The sequence below is a fragment of the Paenibacillus sp. FSL R5-0923 genome (assembly GCF_038009145.1).
In the GTDB taxonomy this organism is placed as follows: Bacteria; Bacillota; Bacilli; order Paenibacillales; family Paenibacillaceae; genus Paenibacillus_AQ.
On the sequence record NZ_JBBPAT010000001.1, the window covers coordinates 1,003,726 to 1,016,415 of the forward strand.

The 12,690-nt window shown below is 43.1% G+C and carries 9 protein-coding genes; 7 read left to right on the plus strand and 2 right to left on the minus strand.

Annotation, left to right across the window (positions count from 1 at the left end; all coding sequences use genetic code 11):
• The first annotated feature begins 182 nt into the window (after nt 1-182).
• The 5 genes from MKX35_RS04495 (at nt 183) to MKX35_RS04515 (ending at nt 6,452) form a co-directional block, all read left to right on the plus strand.
• A complete protein-coding gene (locus MKX35_RS04495; RefSeq protein ID WP_042131530.1) occupies nt 183-431 on the plus strand; it encodes a type B 50S ribosomal protein L31 in 249 nt (82 codons plus the stop codon).
• A gap of 132 nt (nt 432-563) precedes the next feature.
• Nucleotides 564-1,085 (plus strand): YcxB family protein, encoded by a 522-nt coding sequence (locus tag MKX35_RS04500; protein ID WP_076284927.1) that lies wholly within the window; start codon nt 564-566, stop codon nt 1,083-1,085.
• Nucleotides 1,086-1,185: 100 nt separating this feature from the next.
• Nucleotides 1,186-2,760 carry a sensor domain-containing diguanylate cyclase gene (locus MKX35_RS04505; RefSeq protein WP_076297998.1) on the plus strand — a complete coding sequence of 525 codons (1,575 nt, stop codon included), beginning with the start codon at nt 1,186-1,188 and terminating at the stop codon, nt 2,758-2,760.
• A gap of 18 nt (nt 2,761-2,778) precedes the next feature.
• Entirely contained in the window at nt 2,779-3,486 is a 708-nt protein-coding gene (locus tag MKX35_RS04510) for a DNA alkylation repair protein (RefSeq protein ID WP_081382694.1), read from the plus strand.
• 245 nt (nt 3,487-3,731) lie between these two features.
• On the plus strand, nt 3,732-6,452 hold the full coding sequence (locus MKX35_RS04515) for a CHASE3 domain-containing protein (RefSeq protein ID WP_179086621.1): 2,721 nt from the start codon (nt 3,732-3,734) through the stop codon (nt 6,450-6,452).
• A 100-nt stretch (nt 6,453-6,552) separates the two neighbouring features.
• Here the strand turns inward: MKX35_RS04515 and MKX35_RS04520 are convergent, their stop codons facing one another.
• Nucleotides 6,553-7,593 carry a copper amine oxidase N-terminal domain-containing protein gene (locus MKX35_RS04520; RefSeq protein ID WP_076297995.1) on the minus strand — a complete coding sequence of 347 codons (1,041 nt, stop codon included), beginning with the start codon at nt 7,591-7,593 and terminating at the stop codon, nt 6,553-6,555.
• A 158-nt stretch (nt 7,594-7,751) separates the two neighbouring features.
• On the opposite strand from MKX35_RS04520, the gene MKX35_RS04525 reads away from it, so the two are divergent.
• Both MKX35_RS04525 and MKX35_RS04530 read left to right on the plus strand, forming a co-directional pair.
• The gene (locus tag MKX35_RS04525; RefSeq protein WP_076297994.1) at nt 7,752-10,319 is read left to right on the plus strand and encodes a DUF2339 domain-containing protein; all 2,568 of its coding nucleotides are present in this window, start codon (nt 7,752-7,754) and stop codon (nt 10,317-10,319) included.
• Between the two features lie 15 nt (nt 10,320-10,334).
• On the plus strand, nt 10,335-11,066 hold the full coding sequence (locus tag MKX35_RS04530; RefSeq protein WP_341043845.1) for an HAD family hydrolase: 732 nt from the start codon (nt 10,335-10,337) through the stop codon (nt 11,064-11,066).
• Between the two features lie 86 nt (nt 11,067-11,152).
• Here the strand turns inward: MKX35_RS04530 and gdhA are convergent, their stop codons facing one another.
• Complete coding sequence (gdhA, locus tag MKX35_RS04535) at nt 11,153-12,538, minus strand: NADP-specific glutamate dehydrogenase (RefSeq protein ID WP_042192743.1); 1,386 nt, start codon at nt 12,536-12,538, stop codon at nt 11,153-11,155.
• Nucleotides 12,539-12,690 lie beyond the last annotated feature (152 nt).

A 12,690-nucleotide genomic window follows, 5' to 3' on the forward strand; every position in this document is an offset into this window, starting at 1 on the left:
GGAATATCGGATAGTAGTTGACTTTACATGTCGATTTCACGTATGATGGAGTGGTGGTCTAAATCGTAAGATTTACGAATTTTCCTACGTTTATTAGGTTATACTTATAGATAAACCTACAGATCATTTGGTTAATTTACCATAAAGGCTCCACTAATTTGTTCAGAAGGAGGACGATCAGAATGAGAGAAGGCATACATCCAAAGTACAACAAGGTTATTTTCATGGATGCAAGCGTAGGCTTCAAATTCTTGAGTGCATCTACAAAATCATCCAATGAAACAATGGAATGGGAAGATGGTAACACTTATCCTGTTATCCGCGTGGACGCAAGTTCCGCATCCCACCCATTTTACACTGGTAAACAAAGAGATACAGAACAAGGCGGCCGTGTTGACAAGTTCAAACAACGTCTTGCACAAAAGAAATAAGAATCCTTACGGATTAAAAAGGGACAACCCATTTAGAAGCGATCGCTTCAGGGATGTCCCTTTTTTGTGTTCAGGCATGTTAGAATGAAATGGAATTGATAAATTTCGATAGTGGCAGGGGAGCGATCAGTAGTGGAAAATGAAATAAAAGTAGATACCGTCCTTAAGAGTGAGGACGTTCAGGAGTTTAACCTATGGTTCAGCTTGAACAGCCGAATTATACTTAGCTCTTTCAGTGTGGTTGCTTATTTTGTGATTTTGCTGTTAATTACTAAGGATTACAGTACTAAAAATATTTCAATCCTTGCTGTGACTGCTGTGATTCTTGCCGCTGTTTTATGGTATATGACCAAATCAAGTTTGACCAAAAAATCTAAAAAAGCCTTCGCAACAGACAGTTTAGCCCAGCAGCCTCAGAGCTATTCCGTATCAGATGAGGGTATAAAGTACGTATCTGAGGCAGGTTCCGGGCAAGTAAAATGGGAAGAGATACATAAAATAGGTGAAACGATGAACCTGTTCGTGTTTTTTGTGTCTTCTAATCGAGCGCTGATTATCCCTAAACGGTACTTTCAGTCGGTACAAGATAAAGATGCATTTAAGGACTTGGCCAGAAAGTATATGTTCTCCCATCGAGTAAAGTTCAAATCGTAAGATGTACAGATGTAGAGATGTGCTGGTATTTGTTGATTCATTTGTAGGATTGATTAGGATATAATGATAGGAGCGACTTGAAAAATAGGAGAAATATGGCATGCCGTGGATTCAAGGATATCCGTATTACTTATTAATGGGCAGTGTTCTAAGCTTTTACATGGGCATCAGCTCCTATCGACATCGAAAGTCGGCAGGAAGACGCTATTTATGGATCTTAATGCTGCTGGTCAGCCTCATATTTATTGCGACGGCGGGAGAGATCATGTCATCCTCTTTTCAGGCTAAGCTGTGGTGGAAGAATATGCAGCAGGCTCCGCTTTTTTTAAGTGCGTTATTTACTTATGCTGTCGTTAAAGAATATGTGTCTCCTTCCGCGGAACGCCTACCTGTAAAACTTGCTATTTTCTCGATTCCAATTGCTTTGGACGTACTGCTTATTTTTACGGATACCTATCATCATCTAATGCGTAGTGAAGTGGGCATGGCCACTGTTGCGGGTGTTAGTGGAATTACTGTAAAGCCTACGCTTCTTAGCATGGCTTTTATTGCTTATGATCAGCTATTTGGTCTATATGCGGTCTGCTTGCTAGCTGTTTCCTTAATGAATAGACCGAGAGCTTTTTTGCGACGTGCGTTCTTACTATTTGTCGGGTTACTGGTTCCGGTCGTTTCTGTTTTTTTACTTCCCTTGTTGAAGATCACGCTTACAGGCTTTACGGCCTTCACTTATCTACCCGCAATTATAGCGGCTTATTTGTGTTTATTCATTGACTCCAAATCTACGATCTATCCTTTAACTAAAATTAAAATCCTGGAGCATATGAAAGACGGCGTAGTTTTGACAGACCGGAATGATAATATTATTGGTATAAATGAGGCTGCAACCTCCATTTTGTTTGAGATTACCGGGATATCGAATGAGACCTGGATGGGGAAAAATATTGATCTTTTTATGAGGCATCACAAGGACATTGGCGCTCATTATAGTCAAAGGACCGAAGGACAGTTTGAGATTGTATGTACTGGAATAAGAGAGGTTTGTTATGGGGTTTCCTTGATAGCGACTGAACATCAGGCAACAGAGAACAAGGGGATGCTAATTGTTTTTAGTGACCATAGTGAAAAGAAGCGGTATGAACGTGAATTGGTCTATCAAGCAACGATAGATGATTTGACGGGACTTTATAATCGCAGGCACTTTATGCAAATGGTGCAAAATCAAACGATTCCGGACGGGCTAGGACTGGCGCTGTTGTTATTTGATATCGATGATTTTAAGTTAATTAATGATACCTATGGTCATTTAGCAGGAGATCAGGCATTAGTTGATTTCTCGAATAAAATACTTCAGGTGTACCAAAACAAAGGCATTGCCGGAAGAGTCGGGGGCGAGGAGTTTGCTGTATGCTTTTTTGCTGAGGATAAACGTGCAGCCTTGATGGAAGCAGAGGATTTTCGCACTACGATGAGTGATTATAAAATAATTTTGAACGAACACGATAGCATTCAGCTTACCGCTAGCATCGGAATTTCTTTTACAGAGCGCAGAGAGGTGACTTTCGAAGATTTGTATCGGGAAGCGGATGAAGCGTTATATCGTTCCAAGAATTCGGGCAAGAATAGAGTAACGCTGGGTCGTGAGCCCATTTTAAGAGAAGCGATGAAGGGATAAAGAGGTGTTCTAATGAATCTGACAATTAATGAAGTGATGAGTAAGCTTGAGGAAATGGGTACAGAGCAGACGAAGCGTACCTTCATACGACATGGTGCTAAGGAGCCTTTATTTGGAGTAAGGATAGGGGACATGAAGAAGCTGGTAAAGGATATCAAGAAAGACCAAGGTCTAGCTCGCGCTTTGTATCAGACGGGGAATTATGATGCGATGTATTTGGCAGGGCTTACAGTTGACCCCAAGACGCTTACGAAGGAAGAGCTTCAAAGCTGGGTAGTGGCAGCTTACTGCTCTGGAATAGCGGAATATACGGTAGCGTCTGTCGCTGCAGAGAGCCCTTACGCACTAGAACTTGCAAGAGAATGGATTTCTTCATCGGATGAAATGGTGGCCACCTGTGGCTGGAGTACTTATGGGAATTACATTTCAGTTACGCCGGATGATCTGCTAGACATCGCTGAGATCAGAAAGCTACTACAGCAAATACAATCTACCATTCATCAGGAACGGAATCGAGTTCGTTACACGATGAATATGTTTGTAATTATCGCCGCCAGCAGCGTAACCGAACTGCATGATGAGGCAACGCAGATTGCTGCAAGCATTGGAAAGGTCCAGGTACAAATGGGACAAACTGCATGTAAAGTACCGCTGGCAGTAGATTATATTGCTAAGGTTGAACAGGCTGGAAAGCTTGGTGTGAAGAAGAAGACTTGTATTTGTTAATATACCCCGTGTAGTATCGCCTTCAAGTAGTCACTCCATGTCCCCTCATATTCTATTGAGGAGCGAGTGAACTTGGAGGTTTTTTATGGCAAATAAAGAGTGTTTCAACGGTATCCAAAAGTGTTTAATTTACAAGCAGTAAAAATTCTCATAGATGTCTACATAGGGTATTGGAGCAGGAGAAAAAGCTATTAATATAAGGATTTAGGCAAAGAGCTAGTTAGATGACAGGACGGAGGCACTTTGTGAAAAAACATCGATTTACTTTGCAGTATAAAATACTATCCGTTACAGTTTTGATCGTGATCTGTCTATTAGGATTTGTTATGATCATGCATGATAGAATTAATACGCTACAGCGGGAAACCAGCTTTATTTCCCATCAGGACCGAGAGATAACTAGTTTGGCAAACAAGATCGAGAAGAACATTCTTGATATGGAAACAGGACAGAGAGGTTATATTATCACCGGCGATGGAAAATATCTGGAGCCCTATAATTTGGGAAAAGCACAATGGAAGGCAAGCTATGATAAGCTCTCCGTGCTGAATGCTAATGATTCCTTGCAACTTCAGCGTCTGGTGGACATCGAAAATAGTATCCAGCATTGGATCGAGCAATCCGGGGATTATGTAATAGAGTTGAAAAAAGAGGGACAGGAAGCCGAAATCTTACGATATTTCAATTCGGATGATGGCAAGGACCAAATGGACCGGATTCGTAGTCAGTTCAGTACTTACCGCGAGACGATGAATGAGAACACTAATACTCTGATAGCCGAACAGGCAGATCGAAACAAATTGCTGCTAGATTTCCTTTATATTGCTTGGGCAATTATTGCTATTACCTCTGTGGTCGCCTCGTGGATCATTTCACATGCTATCGTTAGTACGATTCGTAAGGTTACCCATACGATTGCTGGTTTAGATTCTTCTGTAGATATGAAGACAAGAGTGGAGATTACCACGAATGATGAAATCAGCGATCTCAGCGTCGCTACGAATCATCTGATAGATACGCAACAAGAGCGGATATGGATTCAGGATCATGCTAACGATTTACTGTCAAGATATCCGGGCATCACACATGTCTCACAACTGGGAGACATCTTTTTAAGTAAAACGGCAGAAGTTATTGATTATCCATACAGTGCCTTATATATACGGACACAAGAACATGATCAGGACTTGTTTAATAGAACCTCCACGTTTGGTGGGAGTAGCAACATTACAGATCATCGGATATTTCATATCGGAGAAGGTTTGGTTGGTCAATGTGCTAAAGAGGCGCGCTTGATGCATATACAGGATCTTCCGGAGCATTATATCAATATTCAGTCTGGGCTGGGCGTTTTTGCGCCGAAAACCCTTTTATTACTTCCAGTTTCTTTTTCAGGTGAAGTAGTTGCTGTGGTGGAAATTGCGACCTTCTCTCCGCTTACGGAGCGGCAGATTGAATTCTTGGATTCTATTTCAGATGCGTTCGGCGCTGCAATTAACAGTACGATCAGCAGTATGAGAATTGAGCAGCTTCTGGAACAATCCCAGCGTTTAAACGAAGAACTTCAGGTGTATACCGAAGAACTACAAACTCAATCTGAGGAGCTGCAAATCCAGACAGAGTCGCTACATGCAACGAATAGAAAGCTGGAGGAGAAGAATCTCTTAGCCGAACGAAAGTCATTTGAGGCTGAACAAGCTCAAATCGAGCTTGCTCAATCTGCGGAGTTATTGCGGCAAAGCTCTCAATATAAATCGGAGTTCTTGGCCAATATGTCTCATGAACTCCGAACCCCGCTTAACGGCATATTGTTACTCTCCGAATTTCTCATGGAGAATCAGTCGGGAGCTTTAAGCGAGGAGGATATTGAATTCTCACAAGCTATACATTCTTCTGGACAAGATCTGCTTAGGCTGATTAACGATATTTTGGATTTGTCCAAGGTTGAAGCAGGGAAGCTGAATATTGAAATTGAAGCAATAAATCTAACGGAGATCCCGGAGGCTATGCTTCAGAGCTTCAATCAGCTTTCTCGAAAAAAAGAGATTCCTTTCCATATACAAATCGGGGAGGACTTACCTCCATTATTTTATTCGGATGCTCAAAGGGTACGGCAAATTATTATAAATCTGCTGTCCAATGCGTTTAAGTTTACAGCTAAAGGCTCAATAACGCTTGAAATACGCTTAGCGACTAAAGACGAGTTAGTGAAATTAGGAAATTTGGAAACAGGGTTATTTATTGCTTTCGCCATCAAAGATACTGGAATTGGGATCCCCTATGAGAAGCAGTCCATTATTTTCGAAGCTTTTCAACAGGCGGATGGAAATACAGAACGTCAATATGGTGGAACTGGGCTTGGGTTATCCATATCCAGAGAACTCGCAACACTGCTCGGCGGTAGAATTACAGTGGAGAGTCAAGAAGGAATGGGTAGTGTCTTTACGGTGTATTTGCCATTGAAGCTTCAGGACCCTAGCCTTGAAGAAACCACTGAGAAAGTAGTAGCTCTTAATCATGAGGAAGAAGGTTCGGTTGCTCTTGCCGCTGCAACCAGTGAGAATATTAGTAGCGATTTCACCTCGCTAAATCATAAGCATGTTCTAATTGTGGATGATGATGAGCGGAATCTGTTCGCGCTGTCTAACATGTTAAGGAAGCGTGGACTGCAAGTGACTACAGCTGCGGATGGAGAGAGAGGCATACATGCGCTGGAGCAATCTGCATCCATAGACATCGTTCTTATGGATATCATGATGCCGGTAATGAACGGCTATGAGGCTATCAATCGAATCAGAGAAATACCAACAAAGAAGCAAATTCCAATTATAGCGCTGACTGCGAAAGCGCTGAAGGAAGATAAGGCGAAAATCTTACAAGCGGGAGCAACAGATTATCTCAGCAAGCCCATTAACTTAGACCGTTTATTAGCTTTAATGCAATTGCTCTTAACTAGTGATTCATAGAGTGCTAGATTCTAGAAAAATCAAACAAGCGCGCGCCAATACTTCATTGGCGCGCGCTTGTTTAGTTTGTGCGATATGTCTATTAATAACGTTATGCTTCTTATTGTTGAGCGGAATCTACTACGACTTTAGCAGCTGTGCCGATTGGTGGCAGGCTCTTAGTCAGCATAGGGCTGTAGAATCCTATAACTTTTGCGCCTTTTACAAGCTCGCTGCTGTTTACAGCTTTGCCATCGGTATTAATTAGCGCGGTATCTTTGCTAATGCGAAGTACTACTTCTTGTTGTGACTGTTCGTTCAGGCCACTGCCTTTAACGGTGATGCTGATGTTTCCTTCATCGTCTTTTTGAACTTCTTCAATGGTACCTGCAGTACCCAAAAGATCATTTTGTTTCTGCTCATCTAGAACAGTGATCTTGTAAGTTGGAGTTTGCGGTGGCAGGCTCATGGTCATGATCATGGAATGCTCTGCTTTTACGGTCATACCGATATGAAGATCTTTTAGAGCAAGCTTAGTACCGTCTGCCATTTCGATAGTCGTATCTTCACCTACATTCAGTACGATGCCATCTGTGCCTACACCCTGGATCTGAACGGATTGGTATTTGCCCTCATTATTGACAGCTGTAATCACGCCAGTCTTGGTCATATGCTCTTCCTGATTAGCAGCAGTGATCACGATGGAATCTCCCTTCACTGTCATGTTGTGGTGGATGATTTCACTTACAAAGGAAGCTGGAACGTACAAAATGGAGTCAACCAATTGTGGTGCAGTTCCAAGCGTAGTATTCATTTTATTAATGCTATAGCGATCTTCTCCGGCTTTCACTGTAGTGAACACAGCACCATTGATAAGATCAACGGATTTAGTTTGTCCATTCCAAGTCAATTCAAAGCCAAGTGCTTCAGTAACCGAACGAAGTGGCACCATAGGCTCTTTGCCATTTGTAGTTTGGAAGCCTGTTTCTTTCAGAGCGGAACCGTTGATTTCAATCGCAAATGTTTTTTGGTTAGCGCTAACGGTAGTTTGAGCAGCATCATTTTTGGCAGAAGTTGTTGTTGGTGCGGCATAGGCTGCTCCTGTTGAAAGTGCTAGGGACAAAGTTAAAAGAACTGTACTTGTTTTTAAAATGTTGTTCATAGTTGTGAGCTCCTTTTTAATTTCATTTGTTAGTGTTGTTATTATCTAGACGGGACATCCCTCAAATATGTTGCAGTTTTTTGCATAAAAAAGAGTAAGAGTTCCTTCCGTTTGTAGTAAAATGGAAATATTAACAATCGCTCACATTAGGAGGCGCTATGGAGTCATTCAAAGATCGACTTAGATTCATGAAGGTCCAGCAGGACGGGCTTATTAAGGAATATGAAGCTCTGATCGCGGAATATGAAAGTCACGATCTGGTCAACGAGAATGAACACTTAAAGAAGCAATATGAGAAACATAAGCTTGCTTTAGTGGAGTTAAAGACTCAGGTAGGGAAGCTTCAAGAAGAGAATACAGAGCTAAAAGTTACGCTAACGGAACAAATTTTAGATGAGAAGCTTGGCATTCTTAGTCTGTCCAGACAGAAGCTGCAGACTTATTTTGCCTCTAAAAGCCTTGCCCATACGGACCGGCTGACGGCTTTTGAGATGGACACAAAGCGTCATATTCAGCAGCTGTACCAAACAGCCGCGAGGCAGCTCGGTGAGGATAAAGCGGAGTTATCCAGTCGACTTGGAGCGTTGTCGGCGGAGTTAAATGAGCGTGTACTAGCGCAGCGACAAAGACTGAGGGAATCCGAAATTGCTCTGAACTCCAGAATGGATAACGGATTACATGATTTTGCCTCAGAAGAGATCAGTGAAGAAGTATTGGAACGTCGAAGAAAACAAAATCAGATCGAAATGAAAATTGGACTAGGCTGGATTAACAAGCTTGGGATCTTGTTGCTGATCTTGGCCGTGGGAGCAGCATTCAGATACTCCTATTCCAATTGGTTCACCGGTTATATGAAGGGAGGCGCCTTTTTCCTACTGGGTTTACTGATGTTAGGGGGCGGGGAGTGGCTATACCGCAAAGGAAAAGGGACGTTCGCTTTAGGGCTACTTGGCGGCGGGATTTCAGTGCTGTACGGCTCTATTTTCTATAGCTATTTTTTACTGGATATTATCAGTATTTATGTAGGGCTGTCCTTATCCGTGCTCGTCACTTTGACTGCGGTACTCCTGTCTTTAAGGTATGAATCACGAAGTATTTGTGCTTTGGGCTTAATCGGAGGGTACCTGCCACTATATTCTTATCTTGGGGCTTTCGGACTTTCAGGCAACGCAGTTTATGTGGCAATGGGCTACTTGTTTCTTCTGAATTTATTCATTCTACTGATCTCCTTCCGCAAACGCTGGAACGTGGTCAATTACATCAGCTACTTATTTAATACACCCTCCATGCTGATATTAATAGCGTTATCGGATAGCAACGGAATGAATATGATTTATGCGATGCTGACTTTTGCGATGTACTTGGGCATTACGTTATGGTACCCGTTCAAGTATCGCTCCAAGTTGTCTTGGTGGGATTTCTCTCTACTGGGATGCAACACGTTTATTAGCTGTCTTACCTTGTATCTTCTATTTCTGGATGCAGGGCTCAAGGATTACAATGGTGCGCTGGCGCTGCTCTTCTGTCTGCTGTATCTAGGGCTTGGACGAGGGCTTGAAAAGCTGATGCCACAAGAAAAAGAAAGCATGTTGCTGTTCTACGCTACTTCGCTGACCTTTGGTATTCTGATGATTCCGTTCCAATTCGGAGCGGCTTGGTGGTCCATTGGCTGGTTGGTTGAAGGCGTTGTGCTTACCTTGTTTGGTAATCTGAATCGGTTTAAAGGGATGGAAAGGGCAGGCTGGGGTATTTTAACGCTTTGCCTTGCGGTGTTCTTCGGATTAAATGTACCAATGCAGCTCAGTATAGCCAATGAATGGTTGAATTCCGCAGACGTCTATTTTCCGCTAAAATATGTCTTCATTACTGCAGGCATGCTGATCATTGCCGTATGGTACGCCGTTCAGCATAATCGAAAGGATGTCCTACAGCGCAGTGAGCCTTACGAAATCACCTTAGCCCTGTGGTTTAAATACGCGGCATTATTGAATTTCTGGATCTATGGTTTGTATGAATCGAGAAGACTGTATCGTCTGGCTGTACCGGAGGATTTCTCGCATAGAACCTTCTATAATTTGCTGCTGTCCGCTCTGTTAACTATTGTTCTGGCCTATGTATTGCCAAAGGTGAAGGTGCTTTATGACACGATTGTTAAGTATTTTGTGAGACTTCTCTTTGGGATCGGCTACGCTATTTGTTTGGTGATTACAGTAGGCTTGCCAAGCCTGCAGAATGATCTTTCACGTAATACTGGTGCTGATTATATCGCGCTGAGTGTACTTATCATCTTCAATATCTTCGTGTGGTTTAGTGGACGTGATCTGCTGATCACCTTGCTTAAACGTGAGTATAAAAGTATGGAAATCTATCCTGTCTTCATGGGAGTGTATCTACTCGGAATCATCACCGCTTTTCTAGGGGTACAGCTGCAATTAAGCGATGCGGGATTAATATTTAGTCTTGTGTATCTGTTGATAGCAGTTCTGTTCATCATGTACGGCTTCCGCAAAAGATATGTGTATATCCGGCGCTTCGGCCTTGGATTAACGCTTCTGGCGACAGGCAAGCTGCTGCTATACGATCTGGGACTACTGAATACCGGAAGTAAAATTATCGCTTATGCCAGCTTTGGGATTTGCCTGCTCGGGATCTCCTATCTCTATCAAAAGGTGTCAAACAAAATGGAGGAGGGGCAGGCAGCGACGGAGAATGTGACTAAGGGGTAATTTACAATGTGAATCATGGGAAGGAAGACAGGGATGTATCAGACTTATATTTTCGATCTGTACGGTACACTGATTGATATTGAGACCGATGAGGAGCAATCTGAGGTATGGGAAAGGTTGGCTCTCCATTTCGGATATCAGGGACTCTCTATATCAGGTGGTGAACTGCAAGAACGGTTTTTGCGGGAGCGGGATCTTCAACTTGGTGAAGCCGCACGGAGCTGCGAGTATCCGGATTTCGTAATGGAGGAAGTGTTTCGGTCTGTGGCCCGTCAATTAGGTGGAGAACCGGATCAAGCGTGGTTATATGAAACCGTGAGGTGGCTACGGACGTTATCGATGCTTCATATCTCTCTATATGAGGGTGTGACTGAAATTCTACAAACGTTAAGAGAACGTGGCAAAAAAGTATTCTTGCTCTCCAACGGGCAGAAGACATTTATTGAGGCAGAGTTAACTATGCTCGGAATCATACATCTATTTGATGGCATTGCGATCTCTTCGGAAGCAGGGGTGAGCAAGCCTGATCCGCTATTTTATCGCTATTTAGTTGAAAGGTACGGAGCGGATTTGAGCTCAGCCATTATGATTGGAAATGATCCTCGTACGGATATTGAGGGGGCTCTGAAGGCAGGGATTGATTCCTGTTACATTCACACGGCTTCTTCACCGTCCGATATGGTTGTGAAGAGTACGTATTCTATATGGGATGGTGGTTTGCGGCAAATCCCAGGTTGGAACTCATAGTTGACTTAAAAAGTCCCCGTCCCCGGCTTCTTACTCACCGGTTACGGGGACTTCGTATGATCACAACGCCGTTTGTTTGTTATTGATTAAATTACGCCTTCAGCCAACATAGCATCGGCTACTTTCTTGAATCCAGCGATGTTCGCTCCTGCAACGAGGTTACCGGACTGTCCATACTGCTCGGATGCATCTACAGACTGTTGATAGATGGAAACCATGATCTCATGCAGTTTCGTATCAACTTCTTCAAAGCTCCAGGACATACGCATGCTGTTTTGGGCCATTTCAAGCGCAGATACAGCTACGCCGCCAGCATTAGCAGCTTTGGCAGGTGCGAATAGCACGCCAGCTTGTTGGAACTGGTGAATAGCTTCAAGGGTGGATGGCATGTTAGCACCTTCGCCTACTGCTTTAACACCATTCTCAATCAGTTTCAATGCCATGGCTTCATCAATCTCATTCTGAGTAGCACTCGGAAGGGCGATATCACAAGGAATAGTCCAAATTTGCGTGGAATCTTCGGTATACACAGCGTTAGGGTGTTCATTCACATATTCACTTATCCGTTTTCTTTCGACTTCTTTCAGGCGGCGGACAGTTTCGAGGTTAATGCCGTTTTCGTCATAGATATATCCAGCGGAGTCACTACAAGCTACGACTGTTGCACCTAGCTGTACAGCTTTTTCAATCGCATAGATCGCTACGTTACCAGAACCGGAAACAACAACGCGACTTCCTTCAAAGGAAAGGCCTTTTGCTTTCAGCATCTCGTTTACGAAATAAACTGTACCGTAACCAGTAGCTTCTGTCCGAGCCTGACTTCCGCCGTAACCAATACCTTTACCAGTCAATACGCCAGCCGGATATCCTCCGCGGATCCGCTTGTATTGTCCGTACATGTAACCAATCTCACGACCACCTACACCGATATCTCCTGCAGGAACGTCTTGGTCAGGACCGATGTAATTTTGCAATTCAGTCATGAAGCTTTGTGCAAAACGCATGATTTCGCCTTCGGATTTTCCTTTAGGATCAAAGTCGGATCCGCCTTTACCTCCGCCGATGTGTTGGCCGGTAAGAGCGTTTTTGAAGATTTGCTCGAAGCCGAGGAATTTGATAATACTAGCATTAACGGAAGGGTGAAAGCGAAGTCCACCTTTGTAAGGTCCAATGGCACTGCTGAACTGTACACGATATCCACGGTTAACTCTGACCTTGCCTTGATCATCTGTCCAAGGAACACGGAACATAATCAAACGTTCTGGCTCAACCAATCTTTCCAGAATGGCATTTTCCTGATACTTAGGTTCAGCAGCCAGGATTGGAAGCAAAGATTCAAGGATTTCCTTTACAGCCTGATGGAATTCGGGCTCGAAAGGATTACGCGCAACAACCTGTGCGTATACGTCTTCGATATAACGATGTGCCTTGTTGCTGTTTGTGTCTAATTGCTGGGAAGATACAGAGCTCATGAATTCAACCGCCTTTTCTAGTATTCAATTTGGTCCAACACTTTTTTTATATTTTGGCACAAGTCAATGTTCCTCACAACTGTTTTTATTAAATAACTTACCTGAAGTGGAATGTTGTAGAGCCTGTGATAGCAAGAAAAGTGTGAACAAAC